This window comes from Delftia sp. DT-2, from assembly GCF_028401915.1.
GTDB classification, from domain to species: Bacteria; Pseudomonadota; Gammaproteobacteria; order Burkholderiales; family Burkholderiaceae_C; genus Comamonas; species Comamonas tsuruhatensis.
Genome location: NZ_JAQOTI010000002.1, coordinates 486,439 through 505,841, shown reverse-complemented (window position 1 = coordinate 505,841; position 19,403 = coordinate 486,439). Strand labels below are relative to the sequence as shown.

19 protein-coding genes are annotated in these 19,403 nt (G+C 68.5%); 18 read left to right on the top strand and 1 reads right to left on the bottom strand.

What is annotated here, in order from left to right:
* Nucleotides 1-15 precede the first annotated feature (15 nt).
* The 6 genes from PO605_RS04825 (at nucleotide 16) to PO605_RS04800 (ending at nucleotide 5,351) form a co-directional block, all read left to right on the top strand.
* The gene (locus tag PO605_RS04825; RefSeq protein WP_272206152.1) at nucleotides 16-1,212 is read left to right on the top strand and encodes an MFS transporter; all 1,197 of its coding nucleotides are present in this window, start codon (nucleotides 16-18) and stop codon (nucleotides 1,210-1,212) included.
* A 199-nt stretch (nucleotides 1,213-1,411) separates the two neighbouring features.
* A complete protein-coding gene (locus tag PO605_RS04820; protein ID WP_016449821.1) occupies nucleotides 1,412-1,942 on the top strand; it encodes a cupin domain-containing protein in 531 nt (176 codons plus the stop codon).
* A gap of 14 nt (nucleotides 1,943-1,956) precedes the next feature.
* Nucleotides 1,957-2,811, top strand: coding sequence for an alpha/beta fold hydrolase (locus PO605_RS04815; protein ID WP_047474931.1), 855 nt, complete (start codon nucleotides 1,957-1,959; stop codon nucleotides 2,809-2,811).
* A 22-nt stretch (nucleotides 2,812-2,833) separates the two neighbouring features.
* Entirely contained in the window at nucleotides 2,834-3,640 is an 807-nt protein-coding gene (locus PO605_RS04810; protein WP_016449819.1) for an IclR family transcriptional regulator, read from the top strand.
* A 54-nt stretch (nucleotides 3,641-3,694) separates the two neighbouring features.
* Nucleotides 3,695-4,492, top strand: coding sequence for an aspartate dehydrogenase (locus PO605_RS04805; RefSeq protein ID WP_047474933.1), 798 nt, complete (start codon nucleotides 3,695-3,697; stop codon nucleotides 4,490-4,492).
* A gap of 103 nt (nucleotides 4,493-4,595) precedes the next feature.
* A complete protein-coding gene (locus PO605_RS04800) occupies nucleotides 4,596-5,351 on the top strand; it encodes a 5'-methylthioadenosine/adenosylhomocysteine nucleosidase (protein ID WP_012202885.1) in 756 nt (251 codons plus the stop codon).
* Nucleotides 5,352-5,718: 367 nt separating this feature from the next.
* On the opposite strand, the gene PO605_RS04795 is transcribed toward PO605_RS04800, so the two are convergent.
* A complete protein-coding gene (locus PO605_RS04795; RefSeq protein WP_082001649.1) occupies nucleotides 5,719-5,994 on the bottom strand; it encodes a hypothetical protein in 276 nt (91 codons plus the stop codon).
* Nucleotides 5,995-6,815: 821 nt separating this feature from the next.
* Between PO605_RS04795 and PO605_RS04790 the strand changes: the two genes are divergently transcribed.
* The 12 genes from PO605_RS04790 (at nucleotide 6,816) to PO605_RS04735 (ending at nucleotide 19,400) form a co-directional block, all read left to right on the top strand.
* Nucleotides 6,816-7,586 carry an SDR family oxidoreductase gene (locus tag PO605_RS04790; protein ID WP_012202888.1) on the top strand — a complete coding sequence of 257 codons (771 nt, stop codon included), beginning with the start codon at nucleotides 6,816-6,818 and terminating at the stop codon, nucleotides 7,584-7,586.
* A 12-nt stretch (nucleotides 7,587-7,598) separates the two neighbouring features.
* Complete coding sequence (locus PO605_RS04785; RefSeq protein WP_047472354.1) at nucleotides 7,599-8,492, top strand: IclR family transcriptional regulator; 894 nt, start codon at nucleotides 7,599-7,601, stop codon at nucleotides 8,490-8,492.
* Entirely contained in the window at nucleotides 8,485-9,282 is a 798-nt protein-coding gene (locus PO605_RS04780; RefSeq protein WP_047472355.1) for an SDR family oxidoreductase, read from the top strand. Before PO605_RS04785 ends, PO605_RS04780 begins: the two co-directional genes overlap by 8 nt.
* A 34-nt stretch (nucleotides 9,283-9,316) precedes the next feature.
* Entirely contained in the window at nucleotides 9,317-11,023 is a 1,707-nt protein-coding gene (locus PO605_RS04775) for a thiamine pyrophosphate-binding protein (protein WP_016452045.1), read from the top strand.
* 35 nt (nucleotides 11,024-11,058) lie between these two features.
* Complete coding sequence (locus tag PO605_RS04770; RefSeq protein ID WP_017406709.1) at nucleotides 11,059-12,534, top strand: aldehyde dehydrogenase; 1,476 nt, start codon at nucleotides 11,059-11,061, stop codon at nucleotides 12,532-12,534.
* A gap of 11 nt (nucleotides 12,535-12,545) precedes the next feature.
* Entirely contained in the window at nucleotides 12,546-13,508 is a 963-nt protein-coding gene (locus PO605_RS04765; protein WP_272206151.1) for a VOC family protein, read from the top strand.
* Between the two features lie 52 nt (nucleotides 13,509-13,560).
* Nucleotides 13,561-14,538, top strand: a complete 978-nt coding sequence (locus tag PO605_RS04760) for a Bug family tripartite tricarboxylate transporter substrate binding protein (protein WP_047217886.1) — start codon at nucleotides 13,561-13,563, stop codon at nucleotides 14,536-14,538.
* A gap of 43 nt (nucleotides 14,539-14,581) precedes the next feature.
* Nucleotides 14,582-14,803: a recombinase-like helix-turn-helix domain-containing protein gene (locus tag PO605_RS04755; RefSeq protein ID WP_016452043.1), complete on the top strand. Its 222-nt coding sequence runs from the start codon at nucleotides 14,582-14,584 to the stop codon at nucleotides 14,801-14,803.
* Between the two features lie 24 nt (nucleotides 14,804-14,827).
* Nucleotides 14,828-15,853 carry an aromatic ring-hydroxylating oxygenase subunit alpha gene (locus tag PO605_RS04750; RefSeq protein ID WP_047472358.1) on the top strand — a complete coding sequence of 342 codons (1,026 nt, stop codon included), beginning with the start codon at nucleotides 14,828-14,830 and terminating at the stop codon, nucleotides 15,851-15,853.
* A complete protein-coding gene (locus PO605_RS04745) occupies nucleotides 15,850-16,809 on the top strand; it encodes a PDR/VanB family oxidoreductase (RefSeq protein WP_047472359.1) in 960 nt (319 codons plus the stop codon). Before PO605_RS04750 ends, PO605_RS04745 begins: the two co-directional genes overlap by 4 nt.
* Nucleotides 16,810-17,007: 198 nt before the next feature.
* A complete protein-coding gene (locus PO605_RS04740) occupies nucleotides 17,008-18,075 on the top strand; it encodes a porin (RefSeq protein WP_013804504.1) in 1,068 nt (355 codons plus the stop codon).
* Nucleotides 18,076-18,104: 29 nt separating this feature from the next.
* Complete coding sequence (locus PO605_RS04735) at nucleotides 18,105-19,400, top strand: MFS transporter (protein WP_047472360.1); 1,296 nt, start codon at nucleotides 18,105-18,107, stop codon at nucleotides 19,398-19,400.
* The last annotated feature ends 3 nt before the right edge of the window (nucleotides 19,401-19,403 follow it).

The window sequence follows — 19,403 nt, the reverse complement described above, 5'->3', positions numbered from 1 at the left end:
AGCAAGGACAAGGCAATGAATTCGCCCATGGACACCTCCTTCGACACAGGCCTGCCACTGGGCAGGCTGCTGGCCCTGGCGATGGCAGGCTTTCTGGCCATCATGACCGAGGCCCTGCCGGCCGGCCTGCTGCCCCAGATCGGCACGGGACTGGCAGTGTCCGAAGCCATGGCCGGCCAGATGGTCACGCTGTACGCGCTGGGTTCGGTACTGGCCGCCATTCCCGTCGTGGCCGCCACGCGCGGCCTCAGGCGCCGGCCGCTGTTCATGGCGGCGGTGGGCGGGCTGCTGCTGTTCAACAGCCTCACCGCGCTGTCCGGCCACTACGGCCTGACCCTGGCCGCCCGCTTTGCCGCAGGCATGGCTGCGGGCGTGATCTGGGGGCTGGTGACCGGCTATGCGCGGCGCATGGTGCCGCCGCATCTGCAGGGGCGTGCACTGGCCGTGGCGGGCGTGGGCCAGCCGTTGGCCCTGGCGGCCGGCGTGCCGCTGGGCGCCTGGCTGGGCAGCCTGTTCGACTGGCGCGGCGTGTTCTGGGCGCTGTCGGCGCTATGCCTGCTGCTGCTGGCCTGGGTGCGGCTGGGTGTGCCGGATTACGCCGGGCAGACGGCGCAGCAGCGCCTGCCCGTGGCGCGCATCCTGCTCATGCCCGGCGTGCGCCCCGTGCTGCTGGCGCTGTTCGGCTGGATGCTGGCCCACAACATGCTCTACACCTTCATCGCGCCCTTCCTGGCTTCGGCGGGTCTGGGGCAAAGGGTGGATGGGGTGCTGCTGCTGTTCGGCCTTGCGGCCATTGCCGGCATCTGGCTCACGGGCCTGCTGGTGGACCGCTGGCTGCGCGCACTCACCGTGCTGAGCCTGGCCTTGTTCGCCGTGTCTGCGCTGGTGCTGGGCCTGGCCGGGCAGTCGGCCGTGGCCATCCTGATCGGCGTTGCGGCCTGGGGCCTGAGCTTTGGCGGCGCGCCCACGCTGCTGCAGACCGCGCTGGCCGACGCGGCAGGCGAGGGCGCCGACGTGGCCCAGTCCATGCTGGTGACGGTCTTCAACCTGGCCGTGGCGAGCGGCGGCGTGGCCGGCGGACTGCTGCTGGGCTGGCGGGGTGCCCGCGCCTTGCCCTGGGCGCTGGCGGTGTTGGCACTGGCCTGCCTGTCCGTGGTCTGGCCGGCCAGCCATGCGGGCTTTCGGCCTGGGCGGCGCAGCATGGCTGCCTGAGGCACGGCCATCGCTGTTGCACCCGCATCGCTGTTCCCTAACAGACGGGGCAGCAAAGGGGCCACATGCCGCTGCGCATGTGGCCCTTGTTGCGTGCGATCAATCTTCCTATAATTGTTTTACCCCATGAACTGTGATTCATGGATAAAACAAATGGCACCTTCCCCGCCATGATCCACCGACGTTGATGGAGAGACACATGTCCGAATCCGCTCAGAACACGCCCCGCACCTGGGACCAGCCCGAAGGCTCCAGCTTCGAACAATGGATGGAATCGCGCGTGGCGCGGTTTTCCACGCGCAAGTACGACTTCGACGCGCTGAAGTTCCAGGCCGACTTCGATCCCAAGTACCGCCGTGGCCAGATGCGCTACATCGGCACGGGCGGCACGGGCGTGGCTGCGGACAGCAACACCATTCCGGCCGAGCACTTCACCTTCTCCACCATGGTCATCCCGGCCGGCAATGAAGGCCCCTCGCACCTGCACACCGATGTGGAGGAAGTCTTCTTCCTGATCCGCGGCAAGCTCAAGCTCGTGCTGGAGAAGGACGGCCAGCGCTTCGAGACCATCCTGACCGACCGCGACGTGGTCTCCGTGCCGCCCGGCGTGTACCGCGAGGAAATCAACATCGGCGACGAAGACGCGCTGATGTGCGTGATGCTGGGTGCCAAGAAGCCCATCACGCCCACCTATCCCCCAGAACACCCCCTGGCAAAAATCAAACGTTGAGTAGCGGGCCTGCCATGACCGCGCAGACGCTGCAACGCATGGAGCAGCGCCTTCAGGCGCAGTTCCCCGAACACCTCATCGCCCTGCCCGGGGGCGCCCAGGTCGCCTGGCGCGAGGCCGGCGACACGGCCTCGGACTTTGCCGTGGTGATGCTGCACGGCATCAGCTCGGGCGCCGCCTCCTGGCTGGACGTGGCCCTGGCGCTGGCGCCGCGCACGCGTGTGCTGGCCTGGGACGCGCCCGGCTATGGCCGCTCCACACCGCTGACACCCGCCGCGCCCACGGGCGCCGACTACGCCCGCGTGCTGGAGCAGTCGCTGCAGGCGCTGGGCGTGCGCCGCTGCCTGCTGGTGGGCCACTCGCTGGGTGCGCTCATGGGCACGCCCTGGGCGGTGCAGGCCGGTGCCGGGCGCGTGCAGCAACTGGTGCTGATCAGCCCCGCTGGCGGCTATGGCGCACCCGGCATGGGCGAGCAGCAGGCCAAGGTACGCCAGGGCCGTCTTGCGGCCCTGCAGGAAAAAGGCATCGAAGGCCTGGCCGCCGCCATCGACCAGCGCCTGGTCTCGCCCGCCGCGCCCGAGCCCGTGCGCCAATGGGTGCGCTGGAACACGGCGCGCCTGCATGCCGCAGGCTACGCCCAGGCCGTGGAGCTGCTGTGCGGCAGCGACCTGGGGCAGGCGGCGGGGCGCCTTGCCATGCCGGTCGAGGTCTGGGTGGGAGAGCACGACGTGGTCACGCCGCCGGCTGCCTGCGCGGCCTGGGCCGCAAGACTGGGGGCGCGGTACGTTACGCTTGCGGCAGCCGGCCATGCCTCTGTCGTCGAACAACCTGCGGATGTCGCACAGAGGCTGGCCACCCTGCTGACCTGATGGCCTACCTGCCCGAATTGCGATGAGCGATACCTCCGAAACCCTCTCGAACGACAACGACCGCTACACCGTCCCCGCGCTGGAGCGCGGCCTGCGCCTGCTGGCCTGCTTCACGCCTTCGCAGCCCGTGTGGAGCGCGCCCGACCTGGCGCGCACCCTGGCGCTGCCCCGGTCCACGGTGTTCCGGATGCTGACGACGCTGGAGGGCATGGGGTACCTGCAACGCTCGGGCACCGAATACCGGCTGGGCCTGGCCGTGCTGCGCCTGGGCTACGACTACCTGTCCACCCAGCCGCTGGCCCAGCTGGCCGAGCCCGTGCTGCAGTCGCTGTGCGACCGGCTGGGCTTCACCACCAACCTGGCGCTGCTGGACGGCACCTCCGTGGTCTATGTGGCGCGCATCGCGCCGGCCGGCGCCTTCCAGGGCGCCGTGCGCGTGGGCTCGCGGCTGCCGGCCCATGCCACCGTGCTGGGCCGGGCACTGCTGCAGGACATGGACGCGGACCAGCTGCGCGCCCTGTTCGGCGGCAGCGAACTGCCCCAGTTCTCGGAAAGCACGCCGCGCAGCGTGGAGCAGTTGCTGCAGTTGCTGCAGCAGGACCATGAACGCGGCTACGCCATGGGCGAGGGCTTCTACGAGCCCGGCGTCTCCAGCATCGCCGCGCCCGTGCGCGATGCGCAGGGGCGCATCGTGGCGGGCCTGGGCATGGCCGTGGCCTTCACCGAAATCGCTCCCGGCCGCATGGCCGACTGGGTGGAGCAGGTACGTGCCGCCGCCGATGAGCTGGCCGGCCACCTGCGCACCCAGCATCCCGGTTTTCTGCGCTGAACGGATGGTGGGCACACCGGCCGCCAGCGCATTCCTTCCCAGAAAGATATGACGATGAAGATTGCTGTGATTGGCTGCGGTGCGATTGGCGCCAGCGTGCTCGAACTGCTCAAGGGACATGCCGCCGTGCAGGTGGGCTGGGTGCTTGTGCCGGAAGTGACCGACGCCGTGCGCGCCACCCTGGCCCTGCATGCGCCCAAGGCGCGTGCCGTGCCTGCGCTGGCGGCCGAAGACCGGCCCGACCTCATCGTGGAGTGCGCGGGCCATGCCGCCATCGAGGAGCATGTGCTGCCCGCCCTGCGGCGCGGCATTCCTGCCGTCGTGGCCTCCATCGGCGCACTCAGCGCCCCGGGCATGGCCGAGGCCGTGCAGGCGGCGGCCGAGGCCGGAGACACCCAGGTGCAATTGCTGTCGGGTGCCATCGGCGGCGTGGATGCGCTGGCCGCTGCGCGCATCGGCGGCCTGGATGAAGTGGTCTACACCGGCCGCAAGCCGCCCCTGGCCTGGACCGGCACGCCCGCAGAACAGCGCTGCGACCTTGCCAGCCTCAAGGAAGCCTTCTGCATCTTCGAAGGCAGCGCGCGTGAGGCCGCCCAGCTCTACCCCAAGAACGCCAACGTGGCCGCCACCCTGTCGCTGGCCGGCATGGGCCTGGACCGCACCACGGTGCGCCTGTACGCCGACCCGGGCGTGGACGAGAACGTGCACCATGTGGCCGCGCGCGGCGCCTTCGGGTCCATGGAATTGACCATGCGCGGCAAGCCGCTGGCGGCCAACCCCAAGACCTCGGCCCTCACCGTCTACAGCGTGGTGCGCGCCGTGCTCAACCAGGCCACGGCCATCGCCATCTGAGTCGCGCCGGGCACAGGCTCGCGGCACAATGGGCGCTTTCGCCCCGCAGGCGGCCCCCGGGCCGCCTTTGCTTTTTCCCTGTGCCGTTGAAAGAGAAGCCACCATGACCATCGCCATCCTCAGTGCCCTGCCGCAGGAACAGGAAGGCCTGGTCCATGCCCTGTCCGACGCCCAGGGCACGGCCCACGCCGGCCGCATGTTCTGGCGCGGGCGCCTGCACGGGCACGACGTGGTCTGCGCGCTGTCGGGCATAGGCAAGGTGGCGGCCGCCACCACGGCCACGGCGCTGATCGAGCGCTTCGGCGTGCGCCGCATCGCCTTCACCGGCGTCGCCGGCGGCCTGGGCGAAGGCGTGCGCGTGGGCGATGTGGTCGTGGCCGACGAATACCTGCAGCACGACCTGGACGCCTCGCCCATCTTCCCGCGCTGGGAAATGCCCGGCTATGGCCGCACGCGCCTGCCCTGCGACCCCGAAATGACCGCCGCGCTGCTGGCCGCCGCCCAGGCCTGCGTGGCCGAGGCGGGCGAAGACCTGCGCGCCGCCCACGCCACCACGGCGCCGCGCGCGCACCAGGGGCTGATTGCCAGCGGTGACCAGTTCGTGGGCACGGCGGGCGCCTCTTCCGCGCTGGCGCAGGGCCTGCGTGCTGCAGGGCATGAGGTGCTGGCGGTGGAGATGGAAGGCGCCGCCGTGGCGCAGGCCTGCCTGGACTATGGCGTGCCGTTTGCTGCGATGCGGACTGTTTCCGATCGGGCGGATGACAGTGCGCATGTGGACTTTGCGGAGTTTGTGAGGGTGGTGGCGAGTCGGTATGCGTTGCGGGTGGTTGATGGGTTTTTGCGGCGGCTTGCTGTTTGATTTTTTACCCTGGCGGGGGCGTTTTTTGATCCTGCCGGGGGGGTGTTTTTCGAGGCCGGGTTTCGGCTCGGCGGCCGACCTACTTTCTTGTCTTGCTACAAGAAAGTAGGCAAAGAAAAGCCCCCCGAATGTCCGCGACCCCTTCGCTGCGCTACGGGGCAACCTGCGTCGGGCCACCTGCGGGGTTCGCCGTGAAACTCACTTCGCGCTGCGCGCTACGTTCAGACAATCACGGCGAGTCAGATGACGAAGCAAGCCTGTCCTTCGGCAGGCTTGCAACCCCGCAGGCGGCCCGACGCAGGCGCTGACATACGGGGAGTTTGCTCGGGCCTTCGCTGCGCTCGGCCGGATGTGGCCGCCCTCGCGGCTATGGGCTTTGAGTGGGGTCGCAACCTACGCTTCTGGCTTCGCCTTGCACATAGTCGGCCAGTGACTCAGCGCCGTCGCGGATGGCGCGCAGTGCGTGAGCCATGGCTTGCGGACGTCGCAAGTCTTCTGGGGCATTGAGGCTGGCCAATGCAAGTTGGGCCAGGGCCCATATTTCGTTGGAGCCTTCCTGTACCCATCCATTGGTGTCGGTGATGGTGCGAGCCAGTTGCTCGAAGCTGGCGCGTGTGGGAAGAGCGGTGCGCTGTTCGTTCATGTTTTCGTACTCCTGTGCGAGACGGAAACACCCGACCTGCGTTTTCAAGCGCAGAAAGGGTGGATGGGATGTTGAAAACACGCACACAGACGTGCGGGCAGCCTTGCGGGTAGCCCCATCCCATCCAAAACCGTGTGGACGTGCGGGTGCGATGCCCACTGTCCAAGTGTTCAGACGTGACGAGGCCTCTCTTTCGGGGAGGCTCTGCCGCTGTGTGTTGATGGTGTTTTCAAGCACCAGCCCCGGAACAGGGGGCCACCGAAATCATAGAGGCATTCCACAACCCTGCCTCAAACCCCAGGCCGAGCGAAGCGACGGCCCGCATCCACTCCCCGTATGAACGCGCCTGCGGCGTGGTGGTTGCGGGGTTGCAGTCGTGCCGAAGGACAGGACTGCTTCGTCAACTGACTCGCTGCGGTTGTCTGAGCGGAGTTCACGCAGTGAACGCAGCGAGTTCCGCAGCGAACCCCGCAACCGCCACGACGCAGGTTGCCCCGGAGCGAAGCGCAGGGGTCGCGGGCATTTGGGCGCGTTTCTTTGCCGACTTTCTTGCCGCGCGGCAAGAAAGTCGGTCGGCTGCCGGGCCGAAACCCGGCCTCTGCCCGCAGGCCGGGCATGCGTCCAAAGCAGACCAAGGAAGCATCAAAAAAGACCCCGAAAAACACACACCCAGACACACCTCTGTCATCCATTTCCCACACGTCTCCGTGTTTTCCCCAATCCCACCCCGAACCATCAGTCCTAAACTCACGCTTGTTTCAAGAAAAAAGTGTCATTTCAAATTTGAAACAGACGCAAACCCCCTTCGATTGAGGTACGCCATGAACACCACGCCCTCCACAGGCCAGCTTGCCGGCCGCCGCATCCTCGTCACAGGCTCGGCGCGCGGCCTGGGCTTTGCGTTCGCCAAGGCCTTTTGCGAGCAGGGCGCGCGTGTCGCCATGGCCGATCTGCGCGAGGAGCTGCTGGCCGAGTCCGTGGCCCGGCTGCGTGCGCAGGGCTTCGAGGCCCATGGCTTCGGGCTGGATGCCGGCAATCCGGAGTCGATAGAGCGCTGCGCGCAGCAGGCCGTGCAGGCGCTGGGCGGGCTGGACGGCCTGGTGAACAACGCGGCCGTGACCGATTCGGGCGGCAAGGGCATGGACGACATCGATCTGGACAAGTGGGACCAGGTGATGAACGTGAACGTGCGCGGCGTGTGGCTGATGACGCGGGCCTGCCGCGCCGCGCTGCGCGACAGCGGCCGGGGTGCCATCGTGAACCTGGCGTCCGACACCGCGATGTGGGGCGCCCCGAACCTGATGGCCTATGTGGCCAGCAAGGGCGCTGTGATGGCCATGACGCGTTCCATGGCGCGCGAGCTGGGCGCCGACGGCATCACCATCAACGCCGTGGCGCCGGGCCTGGTGCTGGTGGAGGCCACGGAATACGTGCCCGAGCACCGCCACCGCCTGTACATCGACCAGCGCGCGCTGCAGCGCGAGCAGCGGCCCGAGGATGTGTCGGGCGCCGTGGCCTATGCGCTGTCCGATGGCGCGCGCTTCGTGACGGGGCAGGTGCTGCCCGTCAACGGCGGCTTCGTCATGAATTGAAGGGGTTTCGCCATGAACGACACCCCCTCTTCCGGGAATGCCGAGAGCGCCGAGAGCGCGGACAACGGCACCGACAAATACATGGTGCCCGCGCTGGAGCGCGGCCTGCGCCTGCTGCAGGAGTTCGGGCGCGGCAATGCCACGCTGGGCGCGCCCGAGCTGGCCCGCCGCCTGCAGCTGCCGCGCGCCACGGTGTTCCGCATGCTCAACACACTGGAGGCCATGGGCTTTCTGCAGCGTGCCGAGGGAAGCAATGACTACCGGCTGGGCCTGTCCGTGCTGCGCCTGGGCTTCGAGTTCCTGTCGTCCATGGACCTGACCGAGCTGGGCCAGCCTGTGATCGCGCGGCTGTGCGGCGAGATCCGCTATCCCTGCAACATCGTGGTGCGCGATGGCCGCTCCATCGTCTATGTGGCCAAGGTCACGCCACCCACGCCGCTGACCAGTTCGGTGCGCGTGGGCACGCGCCTGCCTGCCCATGCCACGGCCCTGGGCCGCGTGCTGCTGGCCGACCTGTCCCTGCCCGAACTGCGCGCGCTCTACCCCGAAGACCACCTGGAAGCGCACACGCCCAAGACGCCGCGCACGGTGCTGGACCTGTTCAACCTGGTCGAGGCCGACCGCGAGCGCGGCCATGTGTTCAGCGAGGGCTTCTACGAAAGCTCCATCTGCACCATCGCCGCCCCCGTGCGCGACCACAGCGGCCGCGTGGTGGCGGCGCTGGGCACGACGGTCCCCGCGCCCCATGTGGAGGAGGGCCGTGCCGAGACCCTGATCGCCGGCGTCTGCGACGCGGCGGCCGAGCTGTCCGAGCTGCTGAACTACCGCCCGCAAGCGCAAACGCAAACGCAGACGGCACAGCTGCTTTCCCTCAATTCCCGGCGCGCAGGAGGCGGCCATGTTTGATTCCCAACTCAAGGACACCACGGCCGTCGTCACCGGCGGCTCTTCGGGCATTGGCCTGGCCACGGTCGATCTGCTGCTGTCGCAGGGCGCGCGTGTCGCCCTGTGCGGGCGCAGCGCCGAACGCCTGGAGCAGGCCGTGCAGCAACTGCGCGGAAGCCATCCCGAGGCCCGCCTGTTCGCCCAGGCCTGCGACGTGCTCGACGCCGCCCAGGTGCAGCAGTTCGCGCGCGACAGCGAGGCTGCGCTGGGTCCGGCCTCCATCCTCGTGAACAACGCGGGCCAGGGCCGGGTCTCGACGTTTGCCAGCACCGACGATGCGGCCTGGACCGAGGAGCTGCACCTGAAGTTCTTCTCGGTGCTGCATCCCACGCGCGCCTTTTTGCCGCAGCTCGAGCGCACGGCGCAGCCGGCCATCGTCTGCGTCAATTCGCTGCTGGCCTCGCAGCCCGAGCCGCACATGGTGGCCACCTCGGCCGCGCGCGCCGGCCTCAAGAACCTGGTGCGCTCCATGGCCACCGAGTTCGCGCCCAAGGGTGTGCGCGTCAACGGCATCCTGGTCGGCCTGATCGAGTCCGGCCAGTGGCGCCGCCGCTTCGAGGCGCGCGAGGACCGCAGCCAGGACTGGAACGCCTGGAGCGCCGACCTCGCCCGCAAGAAGTCCATTCCGCTGGGCCGCCTGGGCTCGCCCGACGAGGCCGCGCGCGCCATCTTCTATCTCGCCACGCCCCTGTCCTCCTACACGACCGGCAGCCACATCGACGTCTCCGGTGGCCTTGCACGGCAAGCGTAGTGCTTCAGCCCCTTCACCCGATTCAAAGCAGAACATGACTTCTTCCGCATCCAAAATCACCGTCGGCGCCGTTGTGGCCCAGTTCCTCGAACACTGCGGCGTGCAGGCCGCGTTCGGGGTGATCTCCATCCACAACATGCCCATCCTGGACGCGATGCATGCGCGCGGCAGGGTCCGCTTCGTGATGGCGCGCGGCGAGGCCGGCGCCGGCAACATGGCCGATGCCTGCGCGCGTTCCACCTCCAGCCTGGGCGTGTGCATCACCAGCACCGGCCCGGCCGCCGGCAACATTGCGGGCAGCCTGGTGGAGGCCTATACGGCCGGCACGCCGCTGCTGCACATCACGGGCCAGATCGAGACGCAGTACCTGGACCAGAAGCTGTCGTACATCCACGAGGCGCCCGACCAGCTGACCATGCTGGGCGCCGTGTCCAAGGCGGCGTTCCGCGTGCGCAGCGCCGAGACCTGCCTGTCCACCCTGAAGGCCGCCGTGCAGGCCGCCATGACCGCGCCGACCGGCCCGGTGAGCGTGGAGATTCCCATCGACATCCAGCAGACCGTGATCGACATGCCGGCCGACCTGTCGCCGCTGCCGGTGGCCGTGCTGGCCCCCAGCGAGGCATCGCTGGATGCCCTGGCCGACACGCTGGCCAAGGCACGCCGCCCGCTGCTGTGGCTGGGTGGCGGCGCACGCCACGCAGTCGCTGCCGTGCAGCGCCTGAAGGCGCTGGGCTTCGGCATCGTCAGCACGGGCCAGGGCCGCGGCATCGTGGCCGAGGACGATCCGGCCTCGCTGGGCGCCTACAACATCCAAAAGCCCGTGGAGGCCTTCTACCAGCGCTGCGACGCCATGCTGGCCGTGGGCACGCGCCTGCGCAGCAACGAGACGCTGAAGTACGAATTGAAGCTGCCGCGCCCGCTGCTGCGCATCGATGTGGACGCCGCCCAGCAGGGCCGCTGCTATGCCGATGACGGCTTTGTCTGCGGCGACTCGGCCCTGGCGCTGACAGGCCTGGCCGACCGGCTGGAGGCGCGCGGCTACAAGGCCGACCCCGAGCTGCTGGCCGACCTGCGCCAGGTGCACGACGAGGCCGTGGCCACCATGCGCGACGGCCTGGGCCCGTACAGCGTGCTGGTGCAGGAGCTGCAAAAGGCCGTGGGCCGCAACTTCAACTGGGTGCGCGACGTGACCGTCTCCAACAGCACCTGGGGCAACCGCGAGCTGCGCTTTTTCGAGCCCAACGCGGGTGTGCACGCCACGGGCGGCGGCATCGGCATGGGCATGCCCATGGCCATCGGCGCGGCCGTGGGCGCGGCGGTCAGCGGCTCGGGCCGCAAGACGCTGGGCCTGGCGGGCGATGGCGGCTTCATCCTGAACCTGGGCGAGCTGGCCACGCTGGTGCAGGAAGAGTGCGACACCCTGATCGTGCTGATGAACGACCAGCGCTACGGCGTGATCCAGAACATCCAGGACGCCTCCTACGGCGGCCGCCGCTGCTATGTGGAGCTGCACACGCCCGACTACGCGCAGCTGTGCGCCTCCATCCAGCTGCCCCATGCCCGCGTGCAAGACCTCAAGGAGCTGCCGGCGGTGCTGCAGTCGGCCTGGACGAAGAAGGGCCCCTTCCTGCTGGAGATCGACATGCGTGCCATCGGCAATTTCAAGGCCACGTTCTCTGGCCCGCCCGTGAACAAGCTGGACCAGATCCCGGCCACCACCACGGCCACCAAGGCCGCCTGAGGCGGCTGGATTCGAACGAACGAGAGAGGCTCACCATGTCGAACCTGGAACTGCTCCCCATCAACATCGCCGGCGAATGGCGCCTGGGCGGCGGCGGCGAATCCACCACGCTCTATCCCGCCACCGGCGAAGTGGTGGGCCGCCTGCGCGCGCCCAGCCTGGAGGATGTGGAAGAGGCCATCCAGAAGGCCGACCACGCCTTCCGCACCAGCGGCTGGGCTCAGAAAAAGCCCCATGAGCGCGCGGCCGTGCTGCATCGCGTGGCCCAGCTGATCCGCGAGCGCGCCGAGCCCCTGGCCCAGCTGCAGCGCCTGGACAACGGCAAGCCCATCAAGGAAACACGCATGCTGGTGGCCAGCGCCGCCGCCACCTTCCAGTTCTTTGCAGCGGCCTGCGAGACCATGGAGGAAACCATCACGCCCTCGCGCGGCGACTTCATGACCATGAGCGTGTACGAGCCCATGGGCGTGGTGGCGGCCATCACGCCGTGGAACTCGCCGATCGCCAGCGAGGCGCAAAAGCTGGCGCCCGCGCTGGCCGCCGGCAACGCCGTGGTCGTCAAGCCCGCCGAGGCCACGCCGCTGCTGGCGCTGGAGCTGGCGAAGATCTGCGAAGAGGCCGGCGTGCCCAAGGGCCTGGTCAGCGTGCTGCCGGGCCGTGGCTCGGTGATCGGCGACGCCATCACCAAGCATCCGCTGGTCAAGCGCGTGTCGTTCACGGGCGGCACGTCCACGGGCAAGCACATCGCCCACATCGCGGCAGACAAGATGATGCCGGTCTCGCTGGAGCTGGGCGGCAAGTCGGCCACCATGGTGCTGGCCGATGCCGACATCGACCATGCCGTCAACGGCGTGCTCTACGGCATCTTCAGCTCCTCGGGCGAATCGTGCATCGCGGGCTCGCGCCTGTTCGTGGCGCGCAGCCTGCATGCCGAATTCATGCAGCGCCTGACGGCCAAGGCCGCCGCGCTGCAGGTGGGCGACCCGGCCGACGAGCGTACGCAGATGGGCCCGCTGATCACCGCCAAGCACCGCGAATCCATAGAGAGCTATGTGGCCCTGGGCCTGTCCGAGGGCGGCCGGCTGCTCACGGGCGGCCAGCGGCCCGAGGGCGCGCAGTTCGAGCGCGGCTACTACTACCGCCCCACCATCATCGACGGCGTGAAGAACGACTGGCAGATCTGCCAGCAGGAAATCTTCGGCCCCGTGCTCGTGGCCATGCCCTTCGACAACGAGGACGACCTGCTCGCCCAGGCCAACGACAGCGTCTACGCGCTGGCCGCCGGCATCTGGACGCGCGACTACAAGAGCGCCTGGCGCATAGGCCGCGCCGTGCAGGCCGGCACGGTCTGGATCAACACCTACAAGCAGTTCTCCATCTCCACGCCCTTCGGCGGCTGGCGCGACAGCGGCCTGGGCCGCGAGAAGGGACGGCTGGGCATACAGCAGTACATGGAGCAAAAGAGCATGTACTGGGGCTTGAACGAGAGCCCCATCGCTTGGGCAAATTGAAGGAGCACGACATGAGCGTACTGGGCATAGACGAAATCACCTACGGCGCGGACGACCTGGCCACCTGCCGCCGCTTCTTCCTGGACTGGGGCCTGGCGCTGGTGCAGGAAGCGGACGACCGGCTGGTGTTCGAGACCCTCAACGGCTGCCGCGTGATCGTGGCCGCCGTGGACCATCCCGATCTGCCGCCCGCCATCGAGGCCGGCCCCACGCTGCGCGAAGTGGTCTGGGGTGTGGAAAGCGAGGCGGACCTTGCGCTGTACGCCAGCCGCATTGCCGCGCTGCCGGGCTTCACACAGGGCCAGGGGCGCATAGGCTGCATCGACCCCAACGGCCTGTCCGTGCGCCTGCAGGTCACGCAAAAGCGTGATGTGGATGTGCAAGGCGCCGCCTACAACACCTGGAACCGCAAGGACCGCGTCAACCAGGCCAGCCCGGCCTACGAACGCGCCCAGCCCATCGAGGTCGGCCATGTGGTGTTCTTCGTCAAGGACGTGCAGGCCTGCGAGCGCTTCTACGTGGACAACTTCGGCTTCGCGGCCTCGGACCGCTACCCCGAGCGCGGCGCCTTCCTGCGCTGCGCGCCCGACGGCGGCCACCACGACATCTTCCTGCTGCAGCGCCCCGCCAAGGACGCTGGCCTGAACCACGTGGCCTTCACGGTGCGCGACATCCACGAGGTCTTCGGCGGCGGCATGCACATCTCGCGCTGCGGCTGGGACACCCAGCTGGGCCCGGGCCGCCATCCCGTGTCCTCGGCCTATTTCTGGTACTTCCGCAATCCGGCCGGCGCCCTGGTCGAGTACTACGCCGACGAGGACCAGCTCACCGCCGACTGGCAGCCCCGCGAGTTCGAGCCCGGCCCCACGGTGTTTGCCGAATGGGCCATCGATGGCGGCATCGACGGCAACACCCGGCGCCAAAAGGGCGTGGGTACCAGCGACGGGAAATTCATCACCGACAAGCGGCATTGAGACCGCGCCTGACGGCCTACCCCCACAACCCAACCACCCCACGGCCCCCACCATGAACAAGACACGTCGCCAGGTTTCTCTTGCCGCTGCATTCCTGGCTGCAGCCACGCTGTCCGGCACCGCGATGGCCCAGGCCTATCCGGCCAAGCCCATCACCATCATCGTGGCCTATCCGGCCGGTGGCGACACCGATGCCATGGCGCGCCTGTATGCCGAGAAGCTGTCCACGCGCCTGGGCCAGCCCGTGCTGGTGGACAACCGCCCCGGCGCCAGCGGCACCATCGGCAGCGTGCATGTGGCCAAGGCCTCGCCGGACGGCTACACGCTGCTGCTGGCGCCCAATACCTTCGCCATCGCGCAGTTCGTGCTCAAGACGGCCTCGGGCTCCAGCTACGACGTGCTGCACGGCTTCACGCCCATCGTGCAGACCAGCGTGCAGCCCATGTTCGTGGCCACCAACCAGGCCTCGGGCATCAAGGACATGAAGACCCTGATCGCCCAGGGCAAGCGCGACGGCCTGACCTACGCCAGCCCCGGCAGCGGCTCGCCCATGCACATCCTGGGCGAGATGTTCAACCGCGCCGCCGGCACGCGCATCGCCCACATTCCCTACAAGGGCGTGGCACCTGCCGTCAACGACCTGATCGGCGGCCATGTGCCCACGACCTTCATGACCTGGGGACCGATCGCGCCCTACGTCGGCGGCAAGGTCACCGCCCTGGCCGTGGCCGACAGCCAGCGCAGCGCGCTGGCCCCCAATGTGCCCACCCTGGCCGAGCTGGGCGTCAAGGATGTGGAAGTGTCCGCATGGCAGGGCCTGTTCGGCCCCAAGGGCATGTCGCCCGAGACCGTGAAGCTGCTGAACACGCACCTCAACGAGATCCTGAAGATGCCCGACGTGGTCTCCAAGATGGCCACCTTCGGCGCGCTGCCCGCAGGCGGCGAGCCCGCGCGCCTGGAAAAGACGAATGCCGCCGATTTCAATCGCTTCGGCAAGCTCATCAAAGACCTGGACATCCGCGCCGACTGAGCGCAGCCAACCCCACACAAGACAGTTTTCGAAGGAGAGAACCATGGCCGCTGATCGCTATCTCGAGCCGCACCAGGCGCGCGAACGTGCCCCCACCCTGATGGAAGACCTGCTGGGCGATTCCATCGAACGCGCCTTCGGCGAAGGCGTGCAGACCCTGCCCGAACTGGTGGCCTACCTCAACCGCAGCGGCCCCTCCGGCGAGAACGGCGAGGCCTGGACCGAAGACAGCTTCCAGGCGCTGATGGCGCGGCTGGGCTATTGATACCGAGCAGGACTGGAGAGCCCCATGAACGTACAAACCATCACCATCGATCCGGTGGACGGCCTGCTCAACAAAGGCCTGAAGAACCTCTGGTACGCGGTCTGCCCCTCGGACTTCGTGAAGACCCAGCCCGTGTCCGTGCGCCGCTTCGGCCGCAAGATCGCGCTGTGGCGCGATGCCGACGGCCAGGTCCACGCGCTGGAAGACCATTGCCCGCACCGCGGCGCGCCGCTGTCGCAGGGCGTGATCCTGGGCGACCGCCTGGCCTGCCCCTACCACGGCGTGGAAGTGCGCGGCGACGGCACCGTGACCAAGGTGCCCGGCAGCCCCGGCTGCAAGCTCGAAGGCTCGCGCGCGGCGCTGGCCTTCCATGCGCGCGAGGCGCATGGCGCCATCTTTCTCTACAACAGCGACAAGACCGTTGACGAGGCGCCCGAGTTCACGCTGCCCGAGGAGCTGACCTCGCCCGAGTACTCCAACTTCCTGTGCTATGCCGAGTGGCGCAGCGACTACCGCTATGCGCTGGACAACGTCATGGACCCCATGCACGGCACCTTCCTGCACAAGCAGTCGCACTCCATGGCCGAGGGTGACAGCAAGGCCACGTTCCAGGTGCGCGAGACCGATGACGGCTTCGTCTTCGAGAAGGTGGGCCAGCGCGGCGTGAACTTCGACTGGACCGAGTGGGGCAGCACGGGCGTGCACTGGATGCGCCTGGAGATTCCGTACCCCAAGACCGGCGGCCCCGGCGGCAACTTCGCCATCGTGGCCTGCGTCACGCCCATCAGCGCCGACCTGTGCGCCGTGTTCTTCTGGCGCTGCCGCAAGGTGCAAGGCTGGATGCGCGACACCTGGCGCTTCCTGTACCGCAACCGCCTGGAGGCGCGCCACTGGGCCGTGCTGGAGCAGGACCGGATCATGATGGAGCAGATGGAGCTGGACGCCAACGAGCGCGAGAACCTCTACCAGCACGACATCGGCCTGGTGCGCCTGCGCCGCCACCTGCGCCGCCTGGCCCAGGAGCAGATCGACGAAGGCGCCGCATCATGAGCACCAACCTCCAGGCCTTCGTGCACACGCTGCGCTTCGAGGCCCAGGACACCATCAGTGTGGACCTGCGGCCCGTGGCGGGCGGGGAGCTTCCCGCCTTCACGCCGGGCTCGCACATCGATCTGCACCTGCCCAACGGCCTGGTGCGCAGCTACTCGCTGAGCAACCCCAGCGAGGAGCGCCACCGCTACGTGGTCGGCGTGCTGCGCGACCGCGCCAGCCGCGGCGGCTCGCGCTGCGTGCACGAGTCGCTGCGCGTGGGCATGCCCATCACCATCTCCGAGCCGCGCAACCATTTCGCGCTGGACGAAAGCGCCGCGCACACCGTGCTGGTGGCCGGCGGCATCGGCATCACGCCGCTGCTGTGCATGGCACGCCGCCTCAAGGGCCAGGGCCGCTCGTTCGAGATGCTGTACTTCGCCCGCGAGCGCAAGGGCGCGGCCTTCCTGGAGGAGCTGCAGGCGCTGGGCATGCCGCTGCACCTGCACTTCGACAGCGAGGCCGGCGGCCCGCCCGACCTGCGCGCGCTGCTGGCCCAACGCCAGCCCGACGCGGGCACGCACCACTACGCCTGCGGCCCCACGCCCATGCTGGACGCCTTCGAGAAGTTCTGCGCCGAGCTGGGCCACGCCAACGCCCACGTCGAGCGCTTCACGCCCGTGGAGGTCAAGGCCGCCGACGATGCGTGCAGCAACTACACGGTGGAACTCAAGCGCAGCGGCCGCTTCATCGAGATCACGCCCGAGAAGTCGCTGCTCGACACCCTGCTGGATGCCGGCATCCAGATGGACCACAGCTGCTGCGAAGGCGTCTGCGGCTCCTGCGAGACGCGCGTGCTCGAAGGCATTCCGGACCACCGCGACTCGGTGCTCAGCCCCAAGGAAAAGGCCAGCAACAAAGTGATGATGGTCTGCGTTTCCGGCTGCAAGAGCGAACGTTTAGTGCTGGATGTATGACACCCCCTGAGTCGCTTCGCGCCTTCCCCCTCTCTACCCGCTTCGCGGGGGAGGGGGACGACACCCTCGGTGCGGGGCGGCCCTTCCTCGGTGTCCCTGAGTTGGGCCATGCTGAATTGACGAGCGAGGCCCTGGGCTAGCAACTGAAGACAAACCACCACCACCCCCCAAGCCACCACCCCCAGAGGAGACAACCCCATGAAAACCATCCATACGCCCATGCTGGGCGTGGCGCTAGCCTGCCTGGCGTCCTTGCCCGGTGCCGCTTCGGCGCAGTCCAAGGTCGAGATCTTCGGCGTCGTCGATGTCGGCGTCACGCACCTGAACGGCTCCGGCCCCTCCAAGACCGGCCTGTCCACGGGCGGCGCCAACATCAGCCGCCTCGGCTTTCGCGGCACGGAAGAGCTGGGCGGCGGCCTGCGTGCGGGCTTCTGGCTGGAGGCGGGCATGGACGTGGACAGCGGCTCGGGCAAGGCCAGCGGTGGCGGCCTGAGCTTCAACCGCCGCTCCACCGTGAGCCTGTCGGGCGACTTCGGCGAAGTGCGCCTGGGCCGCGATGACTCGGCCACCTTCCTGAGCACGCTGATCTTCGACCCCTTCCTCACCAACGGCGTGGGCGGCACCATGGGCTTCACCATGCTGGGCATTCCCGGCACGGGCACGGCCACGGGCGGCGCGCCCATCCAGATCAGCAACGCGGTCAGCTACTTCCTGCCGCAGAACCTGGGCGGCTTCTACGGCCAGGTGCAGGTGGCCATGGGCGAGCAGGCGCGCAGCGCACCCAACAAGAACCAGGGCGACTACCGCGGCCTGCGCTTCGGCTACCGCCAGGGCCCCTTCAACGGCGCGCTGGCCACGGGCAAGTTCTATGGCGACAGCGATGCGACCAACCTCACGGCCAGCAACGTGGGCCTGAGCTGGGACTTCGGCGTGGCCAAGCCCATGCTGCTGTGGGCCAGCGAAAAGCGCGGCGCCCTCAAGGTCACCGCCCTGCAGCTGGGCGTGACCGCGCCCGTGGGCATGGGCGAGTTCAAGGCCTCCTACGGCCACTACAACACCGACGGCAGCAATGCCGACTGGAACAAGATCAGCGTGGGCTACGGGCACAACCTGTCCAAGCGCACCCAGGTCTACGGCACGGTGGCCTTCCTCAAGAACAAGGACGGCGCGGCCAAGTCCATCGGCGTGCAGGGCCTGTCGGCCCCGGGCACCACGCTGGGCGGCCGCTCCTCCGGCTTCGAGGTGGGCGTGCGCCACTTCTTCTGATACAGCCCATCGGGCGATAGAGACTTGCCATGAAAGATATGCGTGCGGCCCGCTGGTGGGGGGTGATCAGCCTCTTCATCATCGTCGCCATCTCCTATGTGGACCGGATCAACCTTTCGATCCTCATCCTCGACCAGGGATTTCTGGACCACATCGGGCTGACGCACGACGACCGCACGCGCCAGGGCCTGCTGGCCACGGCCTTCATGGTGGGCTACGGCGTTTCTTCCTTCGTGTTGACGCCGTTTTGCGCGGCGCTCTTCGGCGTGCGCCGAAGCCTGGTGGTCGGCCTGCTGCTGTGGGGCGCCGTGTCCTTTCTGTCCCCGGCCATGAACAGCTATGGCCTGCTGCTGGCCTCGCGCATCCTGCTGGGCATCTCCGAAGGGCCTCTGTACTCGCTGGCGGGCAGCTACATCAAGGCGCATTTCCAGAGCCACGAGAACGGCCTGCCCAACTCCTTCGTGAACATGGGCACGGGACTGGGGCTGGCGGTGGGCTATCCGCTGATCGGCTACCTGGTGGCCGGCCATGACTGGCAGACCTCGTTCCACGTGCTGGGCCTGATCAATGTGGCCATCGGCATTCCGCTGGTGCTGGCCTTCATCCGCATGCCCCGCGTGGACACCGGCATGCCGCGCCCGCGCTCGCTGGGCGAGGCGGTGGGCCAGGTCGGGCAGATCGTGCGCGGCGCCATGCACACGCGCTATCTGGTGCTGGTGGCCGTGCTGTCGGCGGCCTTCTTCTCCTACCTCTGGGGCAGCAGCAACTGGCTGCCGGCCTATCTGGAGTCGCGCGGCTTTTCGCTGCGCGAGATGGGCTGGCTGGCCTCGCTGCCGCAGTACGCCACGGTATTGGCCGTGCTGGTCGGCGGCATCGTCATCGACCGCCTGCCGCGCCGCCAGGTGCCCCTGATCTTCGTCGGCGGCAGCCTGGGCCTGGCGCTGGCCATCTGGCTGGCCATCCACATGGAAGACCGCTACGCGGCGGCCTACTGCCTGATCGCCGCCAACTTCTGCTGGGGCCTGATGAGCCCGGCCATTCCCAGCACCGTGCAGTACTGCGCGCGGCCCGAGCATGTGGCCAGCGCCTATGGCGTCGTCAACGGCACGGCGACCCTGGTGGCGGGCTTCATGCCTGCGCTCATGGGCGCCGTCATTGGCTGGACATCGCGTTCGGCCGGCGGCGGTTTCGTTGCCGGCTTCGGCCTGCTGGTGGGCACGCAGCTGGTGGTCATGGTCTGCGGCCTGGTGCTGTGGCTGCGCGAGCGCGGCCAGGGCACCCACGGTGCCAGCGATGCCCGGGATACGTCCGCGCGCACGGCCTGACCT